Source organism: Streptomyces sp. NPDC004838, assembly GCF_053600955.1.
The window spans coordinates 128,596-148,935 of the sequence record NZ_JBSGAW010000010.1; the positions used below are offsets into that span (position 1 = coordinate 128,596).

Annotated in this window: 18 protein-coding genes, 2 tRNA genes and 1 pseudogene; 14 read left to right on the top strand and 7 right to left on the bottom strand. The window is 71.2% G+C overall.

Annotated features, from left to right (window positions below; translation table 11 throughout):
• The first annotated feature begins 317 nt into the window (after positions 1-317).
• From ACWEFL_RS14165 to ACWEFL_RS14175, 3 genes are all read left to right on the top strand, one after another.
• A complete protein-coding gene (locus tag ACWEFL_RS14165) occupies positions 318-638 on the top strand; it encodes a DUF6412 domain-containing protein (RefSeq protein WP_451711435.1) in 321 nt (106 codons plus the stop codon).
• Between the two features lie 90 nt (positions 639-728).
• Positions 729-1,481, top strand: a complete 753-nt coding sequence (locus tag ACWEFL_RS14170; protein ID WP_451711438.1) for a YidC/Oxa1 family membrane protein insertase — start codon at positions 729-731, stop codon at positions 1,479-1,481.
• 238 nt (positions 1,482-1,719) lie between these two features.
• On the top strand, positions 1,720-2,577 hold the full coding sequence (locus tag ACWEFL_RS14175) for a fumarylacetoacetate hydrolase family protein (protein WP_451711441.1): 858 nt from the start codon (positions 1,720-1,722) through the stop codon (positions 2,575-2,577).
• Between the two features lie 295 nt (positions 2,578-2,872).
• Here the strand turns inward: ACWEFL_RS14175 and ACWEFL_RS14180 are convergent, their stop codons facing one another.
• Together ACWEFL_RS14180 and ACWEFL_RS14185 are read right to left on the bottom strand one after the other, a co-directional pair.
• Positions 2,873-3,346, bottom strand: a complete 474-nt coding sequence (locus tag ACWEFL_RS14180; RefSeq protein WP_451711443.1) for a heme-degrading domain-containing protein — start codon at positions 3,344-3,346, stop codon at positions 2,873-2,875.
• Complete coding sequence (locus ACWEFL_RS14185; protein WP_451711446.1) at positions 3,343-4,428, bottom strand: Gfo/Idh/MocA family oxidoreductase; 1,086 nt, start codon at positions 4,426-4,428, stop codon at positions 3,343-3,345. The genes ACWEFL_RS14180 and ACWEFL_RS14185 overlap by 4 nt, the downstream gene beginning before the upstream one ends.
• Before the next feature lie 190 nt (positions 4,429-4,618).
• On the opposite strand from ACWEFL_RS14185, the gene ACWEFL_RS14190 reads away from it, so the two are divergent.
• The 5 genes from ACWEFL_RS14190 to ACWEFL_RS14210 all read left to right on the top strand — a co-directional run bounded on the left by ACWEFL_RS14190 (position 4,619) and on the right by ACWEFL_RS14210 (position 9,764).
• Positions 4,619-5,986: an ROK family protein gene (locus tag ACWEFL_RS14190; RefSeq protein ID WP_451711449.1), complete on the top strand. Its 1,368-nt coding sequence runs from the start codon at positions 4,619-4,621 to the stop codon at positions 5,984-5,986.
• A 142-nt stretch (positions 5,987-6,128) separates the two neighbouring features.
• Positions 6,129-7,172 carry a hypothetical protein gene (locus tag ACWEFL_RS14195; protein WP_451711452.1) on the top strand — a complete coding sequence of 348 codons (1,044 nt, stop codon included), beginning with the start codon at positions 6,129-6,131 and terminating at the stop codon, positions 7,170-7,172.
• 285 nt (positions 7,173-7,457) lie between these two features.
• Positions 7,458-8,237, top strand: a complete 780-nt coding sequence (locus ACWEFL_RS14200) for an HAD-IIA family hydrolase (RefSeq protein WP_451711455.1) — start codon at positions 7,458-7,460, stop codon at positions 8,235-8,237.
• A 269-nt stretch (positions 8,238-8,506) separates the two neighbouring features.
• On the top strand, positions 8,507-9,052 hold the full coding sequence (locus tag ACWEFL_RS14205; RefSeq protein ID WP_451711457.1) for a hypothetical protein: 546 nt from the start codon (positions 8,507-8,509) through the stop codon (positions 9,050-9,052).
• Position 9,053: 1 nt separating this feature from the next.
• The gene (locus tag ACWEFL_RS14210) at positions 9,054-9,764 is read left to right on the top strand and encodes a class F sortase (RefSeq protein WP_451711460.1); all 711 of its coding nucleotides are present in this window, start codon (positions 9,054-9,056) and stop codon (positions 9,762-9,764) included.
• A 193-nt stretch (positions 9,765-9,957) separates the two neighbouring features.
• On the opposite strand, the gene ACWEFL_RS14215 is transcribed toward ACWEFL_RS14210, so the two are convergent.
• Positions 9,958-10,031 (bottom strand) — tRNA-Lys (locus ACWEFL_RS14215).
• A 186-nt stretch (positions 10,032-10,217) separates the two neighbouring features.
• Here ACWEFL_RS14215 and ACWEFL_RS14220 point away from each other — a divergent pair.
• The 6 genes and pseudogenes from ACWEFL_RS14220 to ACWEFL_RS14245 form a co-directional block, all read left to right on the top strand.
• Positions 10,218-11,762, top strand: a complete 1,545-nt coding sequence (locus tag ACWEFL_RS14220) for a peptidoglycan-binding protein (RefSeq protein ID WP_451711462.1) — start codon at positions 10,218-10,220, stop codon at positions 11,760-11,762.
• Between the two features lie 332 nt (positions 11,763-12,094).
• A complete protein-coding gene (locus ACWEFL_RS14225) occupies positions 12,095-13,543 on the top strand; it encodes an SPFH domain-containing protein (RefSeq protein ID WP_451711464.1) in 1,449 nt (482 codons plus the stop codon).
• A 424-nt stretch (positions 13,544-13,967) separates the two neighbouring features.
• Complete coding sequence (locus ACWEFL_RS14230; protein WP_451711466.1) at positions 13,968-14,564, top strand: TetR/AcrR family transcriptional regulator; 597 nt, start codon at positions 13,968-13,970, stop codon at positions 14,562-14,564.
• Positions 14,561-14,929 carry a DoxX family protein gene (locus ACWEFL_RS14235; RefSeq protein WP_451711469.1) on the top strand — a complete coding sequence of 123 codons (369 nt, stop codon included), beginning with the start codon at positions 14,561-14,563 and terminating at the stop codon, positions 14,927-14,929. Before ACWEFL_RS14230 ends, ACWEFL_RS14235 begins: the two co-directional genes overlap by 4 nt.
• A 297-nt stretch (positions 14,930-15,226) precedes the next feature.
• The gene (locus ACWEFL_RS14240; RefSeq protein WP_451711472.1) at positions 15,227-15,817 is read left to right on the top strand and encodes a lytic polysaccharide monooxygenase auxiliary activity family 9 protein; all 591 of its coding nucleotides are present in this window, start codon (positions 15,227-15,229) and stop codon (positions 15,815-15,817) included.
• A 26-nt stretch (positions 15,818-15,843) separates the two neighbouring features.
• Positions 15,844-16,265, top strand: a pseudogene (locus ACWEFL_RS14245) (acyl-CoA synthetase); the annotation flags it as partial.
• A gap of 121 nt (positions 16,266-16,386) precedes the next feature.
• Here the strand turns inward: ACWEFL_RS14245 and ACWEFL_RS14250 are convergent.
• From ACWEFL_RS14250 to ehuA, 4 genes are all read right to left on the bottom strand, one after another.
• Positions 16,387-16,460, bottom strand: a tRNA-Lys gene (locus ACWEFL_RS14250).
• 161 nt (positions 16,461-16,621) lie between these two features.
• Positions 16,622-17,380 (bottom strand): IclR family transcriptional regulator, encoded by a 759-nt coding sequence (locus ACWEFL_RS14255; protein WP_451711637.1) that lies wholly within the window; start codon positions 17,378-17,380, stop codon positions 16,622-16,624.
• Positions 17,381-17,770: 390 nt separating this feature from the next.
• On the bottom strand, positions 17,771-18,319 hold the full coding sequence (locus ACWEFL_RS14260; RefSeq protein WP_451711475.1) for a DUF6197 family protein: 549 nt from the start codon (positions 18,317-18,319) through the stop codon (positions 17,771-17,773).
• 1,190 nt (positions 18,320-19,509) lie between these two features.
• Positions 19,510-20,313, bottom strand: coding sequence for an ectoine/hydroxyectoine ABC transporter ATP-binding protein EhuA (gene ehuA, locus ACWEFL_RS14265; RefSeq protein ID WP_451711638.1), 804 nt, complete (start codon positions 20,311-20,313; stop codon positions 19,510-19,512).
• Between the last annotated feature and the right edge of the window lie 27 nt (positions 20,314-20,340).

Here is a 20,340-nt window from a genome sequence, read left to right on the forward strand (position 1 = left end):
GGCTCGCCCGTGGGCTGTGGGCCGCCGCCGAGATCGCCGTCCATGTCCACGAGGTCGTCAGCGCGCCGGCCCGCACCACTCGGTGTGACACCGGCGTGATCCGGGTCGTGCCGCGCAGCCTGGTCAGCGCCTCCGCCGGATACGGCGACCCGGCTCCTATCGCATCCACCTGTACGCCCGAGTACAGCTCCAGATATCGGATCATCGTCTGGGACGAAGCCGAAGTCCGGCAGTCCCCGGTAGTCTGGTCCGGCAACGGGCGGAACCAGAAGCCGCCGCCACAGCCGGAAGCCGGGCCACAGCAGGGAGGGACACGCATGGAGCGTCGCCGCGCGGCACTCGTACTGCAGCCCCTCGTGCTCGCCCTCGTCCTCGTCTTCGAGATCCTGATCACCGATGGCGTCGGCGGCCTCTCGACCGCCCTCGCGCTCGCCGCGACCGCCACCGCCACCGTGGGGTCCGCCCTCGTCGCCCTGCGCGTCAGGGCCCGCTGCGCGCCCGCCGTGCCGCGTACCCGAGTACGGACCGCCCTCCGCGACCGGGAGAAACGGACCGCCTTCCTCCCGCAACGCGATCCCGACGCCAGAGGCCGTACCCGCCCCCGAGCGCCCGGCCGAGCCCTCCCGACGGCCGCGTAGGGCAGGGCAGCTCTTCCGTTTCTCCACCGCCCTCCCCAGGTCGTCGCGTCTCCGTTTCCCGGTACGACGAGACCCTCGGAGGGCTCACCCATGTCCGTATTCGCCACTCTGGTCGAGCATCTCGCCGATCTGATGGAGCCGCTGTTCCAGGCGTCGGCCACCGCCGCCGCGATCATCCTGTTCACCGCTCTCGTACGCCTCGCCGTCCATCCCCTGTCCCGCGCGGCGGCCCGCGGGCAGAAGGCCAACGCCCGGCTTGCGCCGCGGGTCGCCGAGCTGCGCAAGAAGCACGGCAAGAACCCGGAGAAGATGAAGCAGGCCCTCATGGAGCTGTACGCCAAGGAGAAGGCGTCGCCGCTCTCCGGCTGTCTGCCGAGCCTGTTGCAGCTGCCCGCGTTCTTCCTCCTGTACCACCTGTTCTCCAACAGCAGCATCGGCGGCGAGCCCAACGGGCTCCTCGGCCACACCCTCTTCGCCGCGCCGCTCGGCGACCGCTGGGGCGACGCCCTCGCGAACGGCGGGGTCCTCGGCGGCGCGGGCGCGGTGTACCTCGGGCTGTTCGTGATCGTCACCGGCGTCGCCGTCTTCAACTACCGCCGTACGAAGCGGCAGATGGCGGCCAACCCGATGCCGCAGCCTGACCCGGACACGCCGGGCATGGGCACGATGGCCGCGATGGCCAAGGTCATGCCGCTGATGTCCTTCGCCACGCTCGTCACGGTCGCGGTGGTGCCGCTCGCCGCCGCGCTCTACATCGTCACCAGTACGACCTGGTCGGCGATCGAGAGGGCCTACCTCTACCGGGACATGCCGACGGCCGGCGCGCTCGCCAGCCCTCTGTAGCGGATGCCCGGTGGCCGTGCCCCGTGGCCGCGCCCGGTACGGGGCGCCTCCCGTGGCGTGCCATGAGCGTGCCGTGAGTGGGTCCCAGGGGGCGGAACGGGTCTTGTGGAGCGGTCGCCATTCTTGGAGGATCAACCGAATTATCGGTCCCTCGATGGTCGCCGCCCGCCCTCCGGGCCCGTACCGCAGCAGGATCGGCCGGACCGGCTTGGACCAGCGCTGAACCAGGGAGTCAGACATGAAGCTGCTGCGTGTCGGAGCGGCGGGCGCGGAGCGTCCGGCCCTGCTCGGCGAGGACGGCGCCCTGCGTGATCTTTCGGGCCTCGTCGCCGACATCGACGGGGAACTCCTCGCCGACCCCTTCGCCCTCGACCGCGTCCGGGCCGCCGCCGACGCCGGGGTGCTGCCCCGGCTGGAGGGCGAGGACGTACGGGTGGGGCCGCCCGTGGCCCGTATCGGCAAGGTCGTGTGCATCGGGCTGAACTATCACGGCCACGCCGCGGAGACCGGCGCGGAGCCGCCGACCGAGCCCGTCGTCTTCCTCAAGGCCGCCGACACGGTCGTCGGCCCGTACGACACCGTCCTCATACCGCGCGGCAGCCGAAAAACCGACTGGGAGGTCGAACTGGCGGTCGTCATCGGGCGTACCGCACGTCATGTGGAGGACGACGAGGACCCGATGGCGTACGTCGCCGGGTACACGATCGCCCACGACGTCTCCGAGCGCGAGTTCCAGCTGGAGCGCGGCGGCACCTGGGACAAGGGCAAGAACTGCGAGACCTTCAACCCGCTGGGCCCCTGGCTGGTGACGCCGGACGAGGTGCCGGACCCGCAGGCGCTGAGCCTGAAGCTCTGGGTGAACGGCGAGCTGAAGCAGAACGGGACGACGGCGGACCAGATCTTCCCGGTACGGGACATCGTGCGGTACGTCAGCCGGTTCATGACCCTGTATCCGGGCGACGTCATCAACACGGGGACGCCGGCGGGCGTGGCGCTCGGGCAGCCGGAGCCGAAGGGTTTCCTGCGGGCGGGGGACGTGGTGGAGCTGGAGGTGGAGGGCCTGGGCAGGCAACGCCAGCCCTTCCAGGACGCGTAGTCGCCTCCCGCTGGGGGTGGCTGCCGTCCGCGGCTCGGTGCCGTGCCGCGCGCCGGTGCGGTGGCTGGGTGCGTTGGTTGGCTGTCTCCCTGGCGAGTGAGCTGGAGGGGCGCGCGGGTGTCGAAAGTGGAGAGCGCGCGGAGGTCCCGAGGAACGAGGGATCGAGCACGGTCGACCGTCGACACACGCTCAGAGCGCCCCGGAGGCGAACCGAGCAAAAAAGGGGGTATCGAGCACGGTCGACCGTCGACGCGCGCTGGAGCGCTCCGTGGGGGTCTGGGGGAGAACCGAGCCCTCAAAAAGAAGCAGCACCGAACCTCTCCAGCGCCTCCACCACCATCGCGTGGTCCTCCAGTTGCGCCAGGCCGGAGACGGTGACCGTGCCGATCACGCCCGCGCCCTCCAGGTTGATCGGGAACGAGCCGCCGTGGGCCGCGTAGGCGTCCGGCGGGAGACGGGACGCCTCCTCGAAGGTCGTGCCCTTCTCGCGGTGGCGGACGCCCACCAGGAGGGAGCTTTCGCCGTAGCGCTCCACGACCCGGCGCTTGCGGTCGATCCACGCGTCGTTGTCCGGGCTCGAACCCGGCAGCGCGGCGTGGAAGAGCTGTTGCCCGTTGAGCCGGATGTCGATCGCGACGGGTGCGTCACGGAGGTGCGCCATTTCCACGAGCATGCTGCCCAGCGCCCAGGCGTCCGCGTGGGTGAAGCGGCGGAGCCTGAGACGGCGCTCCTGTTCGACGAGGTCCTCGATGGTCGGTTGCGTGGTCATACGGACACCTCCACGGTGATGCCTTCACGGGCCGAGCGCCGTGCCGCCTCCAGTACGTCCAGCGTGGCGGCGGCCTCCCAGGCGGTGACCGGAGGCGGTGTGCCGTCGCGCAGCGCACGGGCGATGGCCCTGTAGTACGCCGGGTAGTCGCCCGGCACCGTCCCGACCGGCTGGCCGCCGCCGGTCAGCGGGGACTCCCCGGCACCGATCCTGCCCCGGAGCGCCTTGTCCTCCACACCCCACGCCGTACCGGGTGTCGGCCGTCTGCCCTCGCGGAGGGCGGTCTCCTGCGGGTCGAGCCCGTACTTCACCCAGCCGGCGCGCGAGCCCAGTACCCGGAAGCGGGGGCCGAGCTGGGCGGCGGTGGCGCTGACGTACAGATGGGAGCGGACGCCGTTCGCATGGGTGAGCGCGATGAACGTGTCGTCGTCCGCCCCGGCGCCCTCGCGGCGTACGTCCGACTCCGCGTACACGCGCATTGCCGGGCCGAACAGGGTCAGTACCTGGTCGACGACATGGCTGCCCAGGTCGTAGAGCAGACCGCCGATCTCCCGCGGGTCGCCGGACTCCCGCCAGCCGCCTTTCGGCCGGGGCCGCCAGCGTTCGAATCGGGATTCGCAGCGTTGTACGTCACCCAGTTCGCCGCTCTCGATGATGCGGCCGAGGGTGAGGAAGTCGCTGTCCCAGCGGCGGTTCTGGAAGACGGAGAGCAGCAGACCGCGCTCCTCGGCGAGCGCGGCGAGGCCCCGCGCCTCGGCGGCCGTACCCGCGATGGGCTTGTCCACGACGACCGGGAGGCCCGCGCCGAGGGCGGCGGTGGCGAGGGGGACGTGCGTCTTGTTGGGGGAGGCGATGACGACGAGGTCGAGCGCGTCCGACTTCGCCCACAGCTCCTCGGACCGGGCGGCGATACTCACACCCGGATGCTCGGCGCGGGCCTGCTCCTGCCGTTCGGGGTTCGATGTGACGACCGTGTCGAGCGCGAGGTCCTCGGCGGCGGCGATGAGCGGGGCGTGGAAGACGGAGCCCGCGAGGCCGTATCCGACGAGTCCTACACGGAGGGGAGTGCCGGGTTCGGTCATGCGGCCACTTAAGCAACGGCGTTGCCAAAGTGCAAGCAGGGGAGAGAATGGGGACGTGAACAGCGGGGTGAACAGGGACGCGGGCGGGGACGTAATCAGGGACGTGGGCAGGGGTGCCGACCGGGGGACGAGCACGGGTGCGGGCGGCGCTGGGCGTGCGTACGCTCCCCGCGGCGGTGGCGCCTCGGGCGTGAACCTGCCGGTGCTGCGCGGCCACAACGCGGCGCTCGTGCTGGATCTGCTCAGGGCGGGCGGCGAGGACGGTGTCAGCCGTCTCGAACTCGCCGAGCGCACCGGCCTCACCCCCCAGGCGGTCAGCAAGATCACCGCCCGACTCCGCGCCGAGGGCCTGGCGGCCGAGGCGGGACACCGCGCCTCGACGGGCGGCAAACCCCGCACGGTGCTGCGCCTCGTCCCGTCGGCCGGCCATGCGATCGGCCTCCATCTGGACCGCGATGAACTCACCGTCGCCCTTCTCGATCTGGCGGGCGGCCTGGTCGCGGTCCGGGTGGCTCCGCTGGATCTGGGGGCGGGCGCGGAATCGGTCGTGGAGAAGGCCGCGGCGGAGGTGGAGACCCTGCTGTCGGCGGCTGCTCGGGCGCGTGGCCCACGGGCCGGGGCGGATGCGGTCGCGGAGGACGGCGCGTCGAACCCCTTCGACACGGTGGGCCCCTTCGGCACGGTGGCCTCCGCCGGTTCGGCGGCGCGTTCCGCGACTGGTTCGGTGACTGGTTCGGCGGCGGAGGCAGGTTCGGTCGTCGGGGTCGGTTCGGTCACCGAGCCCGATGCCGAGGCGGACACCGATGCCGAGCCGGATGCCTTGTGGGAGACCGGTTCGCTCGTCGCCGTACGCGGCGGCGGTACCGGAACCGCGCCCGGCGGTCCGGTGGGGGTGGCGCGCGTGCTCGGTGTCGGCGTCGCCATGCCCGGTCCCCTCGATCACTCGGCCGGCGTCACCGGCCGGGTCACCGGATTCCCCGAGTGGGACGGCTACCCCCTCCGGGACGCCGTCGCCGCCCGCCTCGGCCTGCCGGCCGTACTCGACAAGGACACGAACGCCGCCGCCCTCGGGCTTGCGTTGCGATCAGGTCGGCGCGGCCGTGACTCGTTCGCCTATCTGCATCTGGGGAGCGGGCTCGGGGCCGGGCTGGTGCTCGGCGGAGGGCTTTACCGGGGGGAGCGGACCGGGGCCGGGGAGTTCGGCCACCAGGTGGTGCAGCTCAACGGGCCCCCGTGCGGCTGTGGGCGGCGCGGGTGCATCGAGGCGCTCTGCCTCGAGGCCGTGGCGCGCGGGGACATCGAGGCGGCGGCGCGGATCCTCGGCGTCGGAGCCGCCAATCTCGTCGCCCTGCTCGACATCGACCGGCTGCTGCTCGGCGGGCGCGCCGTCGCCGCCGCGGGCGAGACCTTCGTACGGGAAGCGGCGGCGCGCGCCCGCGTTCCGGTCGCCCTCGCGGGCGGCGGGCCACACCTGGTGGCGCAGGGCGCGGCGCAGTTGGTGCTCGCGCCCCTGTTCGGGCGGGACGCGGGTGCGGAGATCAGTCAGAAAATACGCTGAATGGGCGGACTTGTATGACTGTTCGGCCCTCTGAAGGACGTGGTGACCGCCCGACGCCCGGCCCGCGTGGCAACGTCTCGCCCGACGCCCCCCACCCCCACGCCACCCGCAGCAGCCGAGCAGCAAAGGCCCTTGATCGACCATGCGACCGCGCACTGTCCTCGTCGTCGGCGTCACCGCGGCCACCGCCCTGGCCGGTCCGGCCGTCGTCTCCGCCACAGCGGTCACGACGGCCCTTCCCGTCTCGGGCGTTCACGTCTCAGCCGTTACGGAGGCCGCGCCCGCTTCCATGTCAGCCGCCTCCCACGCCCGCGCCCTCGCGCCCGCCCTCGCCCGCGCTCACGCATCCGCCCTCGACCCGGCGGCGGCCACGGTCGCCCGGCGTGCGACCGGCTGTTCCACCGCGGTCGGCAAGGGCTTCCCGATCGACACCCGGATCCACGGGGGACCGTCGGTGCACCATCCGGGCGGCGGCTTCGAGGAGTGGTCCGTGGACCTCACCAACACCACGGACCGGACCTGTGACGAGATCCATCCGGTGATCGTCTTCGCAGGGGGCGACCCGGGGCTGACTCCGCAGAGGATGACGCTGGAGTTCTACGACGACCGTGCCTCCCTCTGGCGGGCGGCCCAACTGGAGAGCACCACCGAGGACGAGGTCGTGGGGGTGCTCGGCATCCGGGGAGAGGCGGGGACGGGCGAAGAAGCGGGAGCGGGGACAGCGGGCGAGGAGGCCGGGACAGAAGGAGCGGCCGGAGACCAGAGCAGGGACGGAGACCAGAGCAGGGGAGACCAGGGCAGGGACGGAGACCAGGGCGGGGCCGGGACCCGTGACGCCGCCGTCCGCCGGGGCGAGCAGGGCGGCGGTTTCTCCGTGAAGGGGCGCTCCACCGTCACCGTCAAGGTGCGCCTCGCCCTCGCCGCCGACACCCCGCCCAACCAGGTCACCGTGAACGCCGCCGTCGTCCAGCGGCACGGCGACGACGGGGACTGGGTCGGCGAGTCCGACGAGTACCGCTTCGCCGTCCTCAAGAACTACGGCACAGGCGTCCCCGTCACCCACGACGCACTCGCCACCACCGGCCCCGGCCCCCTTCTCCGCCTCGGCACCGCGCTGGGCACGATCCTGCTCGGCAGCGGCGCGCTGGTGCTCGTGTCCCGACGGCTCCGCTCCCGCCGACGCTGATCGCGACGACGGCTCCGCCCTGGCCGGTCCAGACGGCCCCGACAGCCCTGACAACCCTGACAGCCCTGACAGCCCTGACGGCAACGGCGGCTCCGCTTCCGGCCGGCCCCGACGGGAACGAACGGCTCCGCTCCGCCCGCGCCGACCAGCCCCGGCACGCGTCGGACTAGGGCACGCGTCGGACTAGGCTGTCCGTGTCGGGGGGCCACAGTGCCGTGCCTCCGGCACCCAGCTCACCGCGTACGCATCAACCCCGTACGCCGCGCACGGCAGGAGTCCCGACAGATGGCAGAGCGCAAGCCGATCGAATCCTGGCTCACCGACATGGACGGTGTCCTGATCCACGAGGGCGTGCCGATCCCGGGCGCCGACGCCTTCCTCGGGAAGCTCCGGGAGACCGGCAAGCCCTTCCTCGTCCTCACCAACAACTCCATCTACACCGCGCGCGATCTGCACGCGCGGCTCGCCCGCATGGGGCTGGACGTGCCGGTCCAGAACATCTGGACGTCCGCGCTGGCCACCGCCCAGTTCCTGGACGACCAGCGGCCCGGCGGCACGGCGTATGTCATCGGTGAGGCCGGTCTGACGACCGCCCTGCACGACATCGGTTACGTACTCACCGACCACGACCCCGACTACGTGGTGCTCGGCGAGACCCGTACGTACAGCTTCGAGGCGCTCACCAAGGCGATCCGGCTGATCAGCGCGGGGGCCCGGTTCATCTGCACCAACCCGGACGAGACCGGCCCCTCCCACGAAGGGCCGCTCCCCGCCGCGGGGTCGGTCGCCGCGCTGATCACCAAGGCGACCGGCAAGGACCCCTACTTCGCGGGCAAGCCGAATCCGCTGATGATGCGGACCGGGCTGAACGCCATCGGCGCGCACTCCGAGACCAGTGCGATGATCGGCGACCGGATGGACACGGACGTACTCGCCGGCCTGGAGGCGGGAATGGAGACCTTCCTCGTACTGACGGGGGTGACCGGGGCCGCGGACATCGACCGCTATCCGTTCCGGCCGTCCACGATCGTCGACTCCATCGCGGACCTCGTCGAGCGGATCTGACCAGGATCTGACCAGGGTCTGACCCGAGTGTGACCCGGGTCAGACCCGGATCTGATTCCGTCCGCCACGCCCCTCCGGCACGCCCCTTCGCCGTTCCGCCTCTTGGGCCGTTGCCCTTCACCCGTTCTCCGTCTTATCGGGACGGGCCGGAGTGGTGCTCTGTGGCGTTCGGCCCCATTGCGGATGCGGGATCGTCGCACGCACGTGAATCTGTCGGTACCAGGAGGTTCACTATGCGTTCATCATTGATTACTTTCCGTTGCGCAGGGATGGCTGCCCTGCTTGCCGCGGCACCCGCCGCGCTCGTCCTCTCTCCCGCCGCGACCACCGCCGCATACGCCCATGATTCCGTCACCGCCACGGTCATCCCGGCCGTGGCCGGCCCCGGGGACGAGGTGGAGATCCGGGTGAACGGCTGCAAGGCCAAGACCGGCGCCGCCAAGACCAGGGCCTTCGACGCGGGTGCGCAGCTCTATCCGGCGTCCGGTCGCGGCGACGGGCTCGTCGCGCGCGCCAAGGTCAAGGCGGGGGCCACCCCCAGAAGCTACCCCGTCACCATCATCTGCGACGGTCAGGGGCACGCCACCAACCGCACGATCGTGGTTCCGGCGAAGGGCGGGCCCGCCCCCGTGGCCCCCGTCAAGGCGGGCGGCGGCGGTACGGCCGTCCTCGCCTCCGGGCCACAGGGCGACGAGGTCCAGAGCGAGGGCCCCGGCACCCCCCATGCCGTGATCGGCGTGGTGCTCGCGACAGCCGCGGCGGTCGCCGTGGCATTCCGCACCTCGCGTCGCCGTCGCCGTACCGGCTCCGACTGACATGCGGTCAGCCGGCCTTCCGGCAGGCGTCGGCAGACTGCTGGCCGGAGTGGTCTGCGCGGTGCTCCTGCTCGGGATCACAGTCTGGGGCGAGGAGCTCGCGGGGCGCTCCGGCGGCGGTTCCGCTCCTGCCACCGGCGATGTCGCGGCGGTCGGCAGACCGCTCCTGGCATCGCTGCCGCCTGCCCATGATCCGGTGGAGCCCGCAATGCCCCACCGCGTGGACATCCCGTCCATCGGGGTCGCCGCCGCCCCCGTGGTCACGCGCGGCCTGGACGTCTCGGGGGCGATCGACCCGCCGCCGTACGCGCAACCGGGGACGGTCGGCTGGTTCGGCAGGGGTACGCAGCCGGGCGCGTCCGGAGCGTCCCTGCTGGTCGGCCATGTGGACACCAAGACCAAACCCGCCGTCTTCTACGGACTGAGTGCCCTTCGCGCCGGCGCGAAGGTACGGGTGACCCGGACGGACCGCTCGGTCGCCGAGTTCACGATCGACGACGTCCAGGTCTTCAGCCGGGAGCGCTTCGACGCGCGCAAGGTGTACGGGCCCCGCCAGGACGGGCGCGCGGAGCTGCGGCTGATCACCTGTGGCGGGAGGTTCGACCGTAAGTCCGGCGCGTACACGGCTAATGTCGTCGTCTCCGCGTATCTCACCGGGGTCAGCGGTTCCGGGGCCCGGCAGCAGCAGCCGGCGGTGGTGGTGAGGCGGTGACCGTCCCGTCCGTGCCGCGACGGTGTGATGAGCGGTCGTGACGACCGCACTGAAGACGACACCCGCATGACCGCGGATCACATGACCAGGGATCGCGTGACCGCGGATCGCGTGACCAGGGATTATGTGACCGGGGATCGCGGACCGCATGATCGAGGCCCCCTCGCCGATGGCGAGGGGGCCTCGTTTCGCGTGCGCCGCCAGGGACTCGAACCCCGGACCCGCTGATTAAGAGTCAGCTGCTCTAACCAACTGAGCTAGCGGCGCCTGCTGACGCAGGAACTCTACCGGACCCCGCACGATGCTCCTGACCATTTTCAGACCGGTTCGGCCTGTCGGATGGTCGTTTTGTCCTTTTTGTGAGACAAACTGCAATCAGTTAGGGCAAATGGGGTGCGGCTGCTCTCTGTGGGCGAACCTCGGGCGATCTTCGAAGTGCGGAGGGGACAGATCATGACGGTGCCGGTATTCGAGGAGTACGAACCCGCGCCGGACTGCGGCTGCCCGGGGTGCGCCGAGCGGCGCCGCGTCCTCGCGGCCGGTGGGCATCCGGCGGCTCATGGCTGCCGGCGTGCGCTCGTGGTGTTCACCGCGGCGGGCGTAGCGCTCGGCGGTGGCGGGGTGACGGGCGTGGCGGGCGCGGCCGGGCTCGGCGGTGGCGGAGGTCTCACGGAGACGGCGGGCGTGATGGATCCCGCCGCGACGGCGAATCCCGTGGACATGGGGAGCGCGGGGAGCGTGGGGAGTTCAGCCAGCGCGGGGGACGCGGGGAGCGCGGCGCGCACCGAGTGGAGGCCGGCCGACGATATCGCCGATCCGGAAGCGGGAACGGGCGCGGGTATCGGCGAACCGGGAGCGGGCGCGGGCCCCGAGGGCCGGGCCGCGGTCGCCGGTTCAGACGGTCCCGACAACGAGCAGGGCGACAGGGGTCCGCTCCACGGCCGCACGCTGTCCCGCCCTTCCGCCCAGCCGTTGGCCGCGTCGACGTTCCCCAAGGCGACCAGGGCCGAGATCATGAATCGGGCCCAGAAGTGGGTCGACGCCAAGGTCCCGTACAGCATGTCGAAGTACTGGTCCGACGGTTACCGGCAGGACTGCTCGGGATACATCTCGATGGCCTGGGGCCTGCCCACCAACGAGTGGACCGGCAGCCTCGCGCAGTTCGCCACCCGGATCACCCGTGATGAACTCCAGCCCGGCGACATCCTGCTCTTCCACAACCCGGCCGATCCGAACAAGGGGTCGCACGCCACGATCTTCGGCGGCTGGACGGACCAGAGCCGTACCTACTACATGGCGTACGAGCAGACCAAACCGGCCACCCGCAAGCAGTCCACGCCCATCGGGTACTGGAGCAACTCCGAGAAGTACATCCCGTACCGCTACAAGGGCGTCACCGGTACGACCAATCCCGGCCCCACGAGCCCCGACGCCTACCCGGGCGCGAAGTCGTTCGGGCCCGGAGCGAACAACAAGCACGTCACCAGGCTCGGCGAGATGCTCGTCAAGCGCGGAGGCAAGAGGTTCTACTCCCAGGGACCCGGACCGCGCTGGGGCGACGCCGACCGCAGGGCCACCCAGGCGTTCCAGCTAGCCCAGGGCTGGCGCGGCGCCGAAGCGGACGGGCTGCCGGGGCCGCACACCTGGCAGCTGCTCGTCACCGGGAAGGGCAAGAACATCCCCGGTACACAGACCACGACGCCCGATCCGAAGCCGAAGCCGAAACCGGAACCCAAGCCACCCACGGCGACGCCCGCGCCCGTGTTCCCGGGAGCCGGCTTGTTCCGGCCCGGCCAGTCCAACGCGTACGTCACCCTGCTCGGCCAGCAGTTGGTGAAGCGCGGCTACGGCAAGTACTACACCCAGGGTCCGGGGCCGCGCTGGGGCGAGGCCGACCGGCGCAATGTCGAGGCGTTCCAGAAGGCCCAGGGCTGGCGCGGCTCGGCGGCCGACGGCTACCCCGGCCCGGAGACCTGGAAGCGGCTCTTCGCCAAGTGACCGGCCGGGCGCACGGCGGCACGGCCGGCCTGCGCCCAGCCGGCCCGCCGGGCGTGCCGCGCCCGACGAATGGCCGAACGGCCGAATGGCCGAACCGAACGGCTGAACCGAACGGCCGAATGACCCGGCGGCCGAACGGGCCAACGGCCCAATGGCCAAACGGCCCAGCGGCCGAACGGGCCGAGTAAGTCCGGTCAGCCCGGCCAGCCTGGTCAGCCCGGTCAGCCCGGCCAGCTCAGCAGGCTCAGTGAGCCCAGCGGACTCAGTCAGCTCAGCGATTTCAGTGATCCCAGCGATCCGAGTCGGATCAACCAGCGGAGGCGGGAGAAGCCATGAACACCACCACCTCGGACCCGGAAGGCACCGGCTCGCCCTCCGGCGTGCCACGGCACACCCCGGTCATCACCCCGGAGGCGACCACCGAAATCCCGGTGCACCTGCTCTTCCGCGACGACTTGACGAGCGGTCCTTCGCAGCCGATCCCCCTGCGTCCCGCCGTGGTGTCCCGGCGACAGGGCACGGGGGAGCAGCCGCGCGTCGGAAGCAGGCCGTCCGCCGCGACGCCGGGTTCCGCACCAGATTCCGCAACGAGTCCAACGGGTCCAACGGGTCCAACGTCGGGTTCCGCGTCACGTCCCGCAACGCGTCCCACGCCACCACGTTCCGCAACGGGTCCCACGTCGGATTCCACGCCACGTCCCACGCCACGTCCCACGCCACGTCCCACGCCACGTCCCACGGGCCGTCCCGCGCACGCCGCCGTCGCCCGGCGGCCCGCGCCGCCCGTCGATCCGGGTCTCGTCGAGCGGCCGGGGCCCGCGTTGGCCGGCTGGACCGGGGTGATCGCGGGAGCGTGCGCGCTCGCCGGGATCGGCGCGGTGCTCTGGGGCGCCGGGGTGCTGCCCGCGGTGGTCACCAGGGCGCTCGGCCTCACGCCCCATCCGTACGAGGGCATCAGTGCCCTGCTGTGGGCGGTGATCGCGCTGGGGGCGGTCCTGGCGGTCTTCACGCTCGCGGGGATCAAGCGCGGACAGGTCGGGCACGCCTGGGTGCTCACGCTCTTCGGCGAGTACCGGGGGAGTGTGCGGCGTACGGGTCTGATGTGGATGAGTCCGCTGCTGCGCCGCCGCAGGGTGGACGTACGGCTCCGGCACTGGCGCAGTGAACCGATGCCCGCCGTGGACGCGCACGGCACCGCCCTGCGGGTGGTCGTGCTGGTGGTGTGGCGGGTCAGGGACACGGCGAAGGCGATCCTCGGGGTCGAGAACCACGAGGAGTATCTGACCGAGCAGGTGGAGGCGGCGATGGCGCGGGTCCTCTCGCAGCTGCCCGTGGACGCTCCCGCCATCTCCGGTACGGGAAGCGTTCTCTCCGGCAGGGCAGGCGCCGGCTCCGCCGCCGGGAGGGGCGTGGCCGACGGGGGAACGGCCGGACACGAGGACACCAGGACGCTGCGGAACGCCGAGGCCGTGGGTGACGCGCTGACACGGATGCTCGCGGCCGAATGCGCCCCTGTCGGGATCCAGATCTTCTCCGCGCAGCCGACGGGGATCGAGTACGCGCCGGAGGTGGCGGCGGCGATGCAGCGCCGCCGGGTCGCCGCGCTCGACGCCAGACACCGGGACAGCGTGCTCACCTCGGTCGTGGACGCGGTCGACGACACGGTCGGCAGGCTGACGTCGCGCGGACTCGTCGAACTCGACGACTACGAGCGCAAGGCACTGGTGAAGGACCTGACGGTCGCTTTCTACACGGGGCGTTCCGGGGCGGCGGAAGGCTGACGCCGTCCCGTCATCCCCCGTGGAGAGGACTGACGACGACACAGGCCCGTGATCGTCAAAGTGAATGAGAGCCACCTCTGTCGGGTGACTTCTTGATCGGGTTCGTGCCGGTTGGAGTGCGCCATCAAGTGAGGGCGGGTGGCGATGGCTTGTGTGTCACCGGGCTCTCTCGGCCCGCGTCCCTGAAAGGCGCGGTTCGGAAGGGCCCGGTTCCTTGTGGACCAGGTGGGGCTGTTGTCCGTGCGGTAGGCCGGGATCCGTAGTTCAGGCACCAACCACAGAGAGTCGTGAGGGAGCACAGTGGGCCGTCGCGAACCACCCTGTGCTGCCGTCGCCGCGTTCGGCCCGGCTCCTGGCCTCCGTTCCGAAACGGTGCTGACCGACACCATTGCGTCGGTGCAGCCGCGCCGACTACCTTCTGAACATGTTCACTGAACACGTTCAGGTAACCCGCGCCGAACGAAAACGGCAGACCGCCACCCGCATCGTCGAGGCCGCCGAAAGACTCTTCCAGGAGCGTGGCTTCCAGGGCACAACGGTGCGGCAGATCGCGGCGGAGGCGGGTGTTTCCGTGGGTGCCGTCATGGCAGTGGGGGACAAGGAGTCTCTGTTGAGCCTTGTCTACGACCAAGCCATCGCCGCCCGTATCCCCGCGCCACCGGCGGCGGGGTCCGCAGCCTCCGCAGTCGACTACCTGGCCCATTACTTCGACCCGTTCCTCGATCTGTTCGCCGAGAACGACGAACTCGCGCGCTCGTACTTCCGGACCCTGGCCCGAGGCCAACCCGGGAACGAGGCCCTCGGCGGGCTGCGCAGGCTGAGCGAGGACAATCTCACCGCGGCGATGGTGAAGGCGGGAATCCCCGGCCCCCGCGCCCGGCACGGTGCGCAGGTGATGTTCACCAGCTACCTGGGTGAGCTGATGCTGCTTGCCGCGGGATCCACCGACCGGCAGCAGACGGCGACCGGGATCCGGCGCACCGCCGAGTTCGTCACCGCATACGAAGGGAGTGGCCGATGACCCTCTCCGAACTCCCGTCTCCCGTCTGGCCGATCCTGATCCTGCTCGGGATACAGGCGGGCGACGCCGCGATGACGCTCCGTCCGCCGGGATTCATCGTCGACTGCCTGGACGGCGTACGGTTCCCGCGCGACTGGTGGTGGGTGCTGATCACCTTCAAGGCGGCCTCCGTAGTGGGGCTCGTCGTCGGGCTCTGGGTGCCCGGGGTCGCCATGACGACCACTGCCGCGATTGTCGTCTACTTCCTGGCGGCCGCCGCGTCCCACATTCGCGCTCGAGCCTTGAACTCCGCGTTCTGGGTCAACTGCCTGGGCATGCTGCTGCTGTCCCTGGCTGTGCTCGTGGTGAGCTTCGTGCGGCTGTAACTCATCACGGGCGCTGACGTTGCGGCAGTGTCGGAATCGCCCTCGGGCGCGACTTCACAGGGATCCTGACCCCTGGGGGGATCCCGACGGCCGTGTCAAGGGAAGGCGCGGTTATTGGTCTGGACATGGCTGACTCTGGCCAATACATTGGGTGTTGGTCTAGACCTGAAAATGGCGCAGAAGGAGCGCCCGTGTAAACCCCACCGCATCACGCGCCCCACGCGCGCCGATGCGCAGAGCAGTACACGCACGCGTGCAGCACGGCTCATCGAACCCCCACGTTCCCTGGAGCGAAGCATGCGCAAGAAAATCACGGCCGCCGCCGTCGGCCTTCTGATGGCGGGCGCCACGGTGCTCGCCACCGGCAGCACCGCGACCAGCCACGGCTACACCGAATCCCCCATCAGCCGTCAGAAGCTCTGTGCCAACGGCACTGTGCAGAACTGCGGTGCCATCCAGTGGGAGCCGCAGAGCGCCGAAGGCCGTAAGGGCTTCCCGGCCTCCGGACCCGCCGACGGAACCATCTGCTCGGGCGGCAACGGCCGCTTCTCGGAGCTCGACGACCCGCGCGGCGGAGCCTGGCCCGCCACCCGCGTCAACTCGGGTTCGAGCTTCACGTTCAGCTGGCGCTTCACCGCACCGCACCGCGCCGCCGACTTCAAGTACTTCATCACCAAGCCGGGCTGGAACCCCAGCCAGCGGCTCACCAGGGCCGCGCTGGAGTCGCAGCCGTTCCTGACCGTTCCGTACGGCGGCAAGCAGCCTCCGTACTCGCTCTCCCACACGGGCACGCTGCCGTCCCGTTCGGGCAAGCACGTGATCCTCGCGGTGTGGTCGGTGTACGACACGGAGAACGCGTTCTACGCCTGCTCGGACGTTCAGTTCTGACGTCTTGTCAATAACCGTGCGGAACGATGGGAATCGCGGGTACACCGGGCGCAGGGAGAACGGGTACAGCCGGTACGGCGACAGTCGCGGAACTCGTACGGCGCCGGTGGGGTGACCACCGGGTGGGGCTGAGGGGCCGGAGCCGGGCCCTCAGCCCCACCCGGTGGCCTCCGGCGCGGCCGCACGGGCTGCGTTCCTCGTGGATCTCAGTGGATCTCATGCCACGCGGAGCGGAGCCGCATCTCGGGGTGCCGCTCTCGGGGTGCTGCTCGACAACACCTCGGAGTCTTCACTCCGGCTCAGCGCGGCGGCCTTGGCCGGGGCCGCCGTCGCGGGCATCGACCCGACCCGGCGCGGGCCCGAACTCGCCCGCGGCATCCTGCACGCCGACTGCGACTGCCGGGCGCTGATCACCGAACGCGCCCACCTTCCCCACCTCGACGGGCTCGCGAAAGCTCCCGCGAACCCGCGAATCCGCGGCCCCACCGCCCCGCAAACCCAGCCCAGCCCAGCCCGCAAACGCATCCGAGGCGTCCCGGAGTGACCGGAACGCCTCGGATGACCAGCTGTGCGCCGCCAGGGACTCGAACCCCGGACCCGCTGATTAAGAGTCAGCTGCTCTAACCAACTGAGCTAGCGGCGCCTGCTGACGTAAATAGTACCTGGTCCGGCCTGGTGCTCTGACCTACACACCGGGCGGGCGGGACTTCCGCCGCGTGCCGGCCGGACCCCGGACCCCGGACCGCGCCAGCCGGATCACCGCCTGCTCGCTCTCCGCGCGGGCGGCGGCCCGCCGGCGACGCTTCAGAGGGTCAGTGACAGCACCAGCGGCGCGGCCTTGCGGTTCAGGGTGTCCGCGGCCGAGCGCAGCCGGTGCGCGTGCTCGACGGGCAATGACAGCGCGAGGCACCCGACCGCCGAACCGGCTGTCAGGGGCACCGCCGCGCAGACCGTGCCCACCGCGTACTCCTGGAGATCGAGGATCGGGACGGTCGGCGGCTGGCTGTCCAGCTTGGAGAAGAGCAGCTGCTCGCTGGTGATCGTCCGCGAGGTGAAGCGGGTGATCTTGTGGCGGGAGAGATGATCGCGGCGGCCGTTCCGGTCGAGCTGGGTCAGCAGGCACTTGCCGATCGCGCTCGCGTGCGCGGCGGTGCGGAAGTCCACGTACTCGTGCACCTTGGGCGTGAGTGGACTGTCGGCCACCTGTGTGACCTTGATCTCGCCGTCGACGTACCGGCTGAGATAGATCGCCGCGCCCACCGAGTCGCGCAGCTCGGCCAGGGTCTCCTGGAGCTTGTCCTGCAGGGCCTGCTGACGGGCGGCCCCGGAGCCCAGCAGAACCAGCGAGTCACCGATCGTGTATGCGCCGTCGGTGTTCCGCTCCACATATCCCTCGCGGCGCAGCATGGTCAGCATGGGCGCGAGATGGCCGGTCGGGAGGCCGGTCTCGCGGGCGATCTGGACCTCGGAGACACCGCCGGAGTGCCGGGAGACCGTCTCCAGAACGCGCAGAACGTACTGCACCGATGGGAAGGGCACGGTCGGCTCGGGCCTCAGCGCCACGGTCTCCCCCTTACAGGTCGTCACCGCCAGCTTCCTTTACCACGATAGCGGTCAAGAGCCCTCAGAAGCACGGTTGTTGGCCAGAAAGGCGGGGTGCAACAGCCCTGCACGCTGGACTTATTTGTTTGGCATATGCCAGAGGAATGGTCTGTGATTCTGCAATTTCACGGGCGATTGCAGGGTGGCCGGGCAGCCGACGCCGATCTCAGGTGCCGACGTCCTGCGACCGAGGTGGAACATCGGAAACCGAACCCTGACCGGCGAACCGGTCCTCGACATCGTCGACAACTCTGGGTGGAGTTCACTCACCTTGTTCCGGAGTGCTGAGCGAATCAGCCATCGCCGTCACGGCTGATGATCGAGCTGGACGGCTGAGGGCGGGCGGCTCGGCTATCGGCCGTGGGCGTCGGCGAGGCCGGCGGCTGCCAGCAGCATCCGGGCCGGGAGGCGACCGTCGCGCTGCCGGTCGTTGAAGTCGGGCACGGACTCGTAGCCCTCGTGGAAGGTGCGGCGGATGGCGTCGAGGAGGATCGAGGCCGCGTCGGCGGCCAGGTCCTCGTTTCCGCGGGCCTCCGTGCGGATGGCCCCGATGAGGCAGACCGCGCCATCGTCGTCGGCCAGGGCGCCCGCGCACCATCCGGCGGTCTGCATGCGGTGGTGGGCGCGCTCCAGGAGCGTGGCGGCCGGGGTGGCGTAGGTGGCTGGGGGCTGCGGGTGGGCCGGGGTGAGGGGGACGGTGACGACGTCCGCGAGGTCGAGGGGGTCGGTGGACAGGTGCGCGGTGCGGACCTCGTGGGCGACGGCGGCCTCTTCGAGGCGGAGGGTCATGGCGGCGTCGACGGCGGCCAGGCGGGCCTCCAGCCCGAGTGTCACGGGTGCCGCGACGGGAGCGGCGACGGGCCGCGGCAGGGCCGTGGAGGGGCGGGCGGAGGCAGGCATCACGGAGGGCTCCGGTCGGAAAGAGGGCGGCCAGGTCGGCGAGGGGGCTGATCAGGAGGGTGATGGCGGGGCGACGCCGGTGGAGGCGAGAGTGAAGCCGAACACGGCGCAGGCGAGGGGGGAGGCGGAGGCGGTGGTGGCTGTGCCGCGCCTGAGCAGCGCGGCGACGAATCAGATGAATCAGGAGCGGCAGCAGGGGCAGGGAGATGGTCACGGCCACGGGCGAGGGTCCTTTTCAGGGTGGTGGGCAGGGGTGGGCACCGCCCGGTGGGATAGGCCGGGCGGGTTACTTCGACGGGTGAGGGTTCGGGGAGCGGCCCGGAATTCGCGCAGGATCTCGTCCAGGGCGTCGGGCTTGACCAGAACGTCCGCGGGACTTGCCGCCGTCGGCGGGGCCGACGATGCGGAGCGGGACGCGGCCGGAGCCGTGCGCGTCGTCGAAAGACGGCACGGAGTCGATGTGGTCGCCGAAGGCGCGGCGGATCGCGTCCGGGAGCCCGGCGGCCGCGTTGGCTTCCAAGGCGCTGTCGCCACGGGCCTCGGCCGAATGGCTCCGAGCGGGCGGCGGGCGGCGGGCGGCGTCTGTCGGGACGTTCTTGCACCAGCCGCCGGTGGGCAGGCGGTGGTGGGCAGGCGGTGGTGGGCGCGCCACAGAAGGGCGGCGACCGGTGTCGGGTAAGGCTCGGGCAGCAGGGCGGGCCTGGTGCCGACGAGGCGGGCGGGCCCAGTCGTCGACGGGGCCGGTGACGTAGTCGGCCAGGTTCACGGGGGCGATGGGGATGTGCGCGGTGTCGACCTCGTTGCGCGGGCGGAGCAATGGCACGAAACGCCATGCGCGTACGTGCGGAGTGTTGACCTCGTTGCGCGGGCGGAGCCCCGGCGGTCGAGCGGGCCGTGCCCGGCGCGCACAGCCCCGGTGCCGCGGTCGGAGAGAGGTCGCGCTGCTCCGGTGCCGCGCACTGCCGCAGCGCCCGGCACCGGGGCGTGCCGCGGAGTCCCGCCTCGCCCGCGATGCCCCGCACGCTCCCCCTGGGCCCTGCGGCCCGGGAGGTACCCCCATGCTGTGGTGTCGGAGTCATCCGAGTACGTCCGGTACGAGAACGATCCTCCGCCTCGCGATCGCACGCGCCGCACGCACCGGACGCCGCGGCCCCCGCCGGCCGCGTCCCCAACCTCACGGGTCGGTACAGCTAGAGCACAGCGCTCAGGAACGCGCGGGTCCGCTCGTGCTCGGGGTCGGTGAAGATCTTGTCCGGGTGGCCGGATTCGATCACCTTGCCCTCGTCGAACATCATCACGGTGTCGGAGACGTCCCGGGCGAAGCCCATCTCATGGGTCACGCAGAGCATGGTGATGTCCGTGGTGCGCGCGACGTCCCGCAGGATGTCGAGCACCCCGGCCACCAGCTCGGGGTCGAGCGCCGACGTCACCTCGTCCAGCAGCAGCACCTTGGGCCGCATGGCGAGCGCGCGGGCGATGGCGACCCGCTGCTGCTGGCCGCCGGAGAGCCGGCTCGGATACGCGTCGCAGCGGTCCCCGAGCCCGACCAGCTCCAGCAGTTCGCGGCCCCGTTCCTCCGCCTCGTCCCGCGACAGCCCGAGCACGTGCACGGGCGCCTCGGTGACATTGCGCAGGACCTTCATATGGGGGAAGAGGTTGAACTGCTGGAACACCATGCCGACGTTCTTGCGCACCTCGCGGACGTGCCGGTCGCCGGCGGGCACGAGCCGACCGCCGCGCTCCTCGTGGCTCAGATACTCGCCGCCGACCCTGATGGTGCCCTCGTCCGGCTTCAGCAGGGTCATCAGGAGCCGCAGGATCGTCGTCTTGCCCGATCCGGACGGTCCGACGAGGGTGACGTGTCTGCCGGGATGGACGGTGAAGTCCAGGGAATCGAGAACGGTTTGGGACCCGAAGCGCTTGGTGACCTTGTCGAAGCGGATCAACTCGCTCAGGCCGGCCTCCCGGTCGGCCGCCGGGCCGTCCAGGCCGATCGGGGCCGGAGGAACCGACGGCCCGGC

Bases quoted from the DNA above. Each gene is read 5' to 3' on its own strand.
- ACWEFL_RS14165 (WP_451711435.1), top strand. From the start codon at position 318: ATGGAGCGTCGCCGCGCGGCACTCGTACTGCAGCCCCTCGTGCTCGCC.
- ACWEFL_RS14170 (WP_451711438.1), top strand. From the start codon at position 729: ATGTCCGTATTCGCCACTCTGGTCGAGCATCTCGCCGATCTGATGGAG.
- ACWEFL_RS14175 (WP_451711441.1), top strand. From the start codon at position 1,720: ATGAAGCTGCTGCGTGTCGGAGCGGCGGGCGCGGAGCGTCCGGCCCTG.
- ACWEFL_RS14180 (WP_451711443.1), bottom strand. From the start codon at position 3,346: ATGACCACGCAACCGACCATCGAGGACCTCGTCGAACAGGAGCGCCGT.
- ACWEFL_RS14185 (WP_451711446.1), bottom strand. From the start codon at position 4,428: ATGACCGAACCCGGCACTCCCCTCCGTGTAGGACTCGTCGGATACGGC.
- ACWEFL_RS14195 (WP_451711452.1), top strand. From the start codon at position 6,129: ATGCGACCGCGCACTGTCCTCGTCGTCGGCGTCACCGCGGCCACCGCC.
- ACWEFL_RS14200 (WP_451711455.1), top strand. From the start codon at position 7,458: ATGGCAGAGCGCAAGCCGATCGAATCCTGGCTCACCGACATGGACGGT.
- ACWEFL_RS14205 (WP_451711457.1), top strand. From the start codon at position 8,507: ATGGCTGCCCTGCTTGCCGCGGCACCCGCCGCGCTCGTCCTCTCTCCC.
- ACWEFL_RS14210 (WP_451711460.1), top strand. From the start codon at position 9,054: ATGCGGTCAGCCGGCCTTCCGGCAGGCGTCGGCAGACTGCTGGCCGGA.
- ACWEFL_RS14220 (WP_451711462.1), top strand. From the start codon at position 10,218: ATGACGGTGCCGGTATTCGAGGAGTACGAACCCGCGCCGGACTGCGGC.
- ACWEFL_RS14225 (WP_451711464.1), top strand. From the start codon at position 12,095: ATGAACACCACCACCTCGGACCCGGAAGGCACCGGCTCGCCCTCCGGC.
- ACWEFL_RS14230 (WP_451711466.1), top strand. From the start codon at position 13,968: ATGTTCACTGAACACGTTCAGGTAACCCGCGCCGAACGAAAACGGCAG.
- ACWEFL_RS14235 (WP_451711469.1), top strand. From the start codon at position 14,561: ATGACCCTCTCCGAACTCCCGTCTCCCGTCTGGCCGATCCTGATCCTG.
- ACWEFL_RS14240 (WP_451711472.1), top strand. From the start codon at position 15,227: ATGCGCAAGAAAATCACGGCCGCCGCCGTCGGCCTTCTGATGGCGGGC.
- ACWEFL_RS14260 (WP_451711475.1), bottom strand. From the start codon at position 18,319: ATGCCTGCCTCCGCCCGCCCCTCCACGGCCCTGCCGCGGCCCGTCGCC.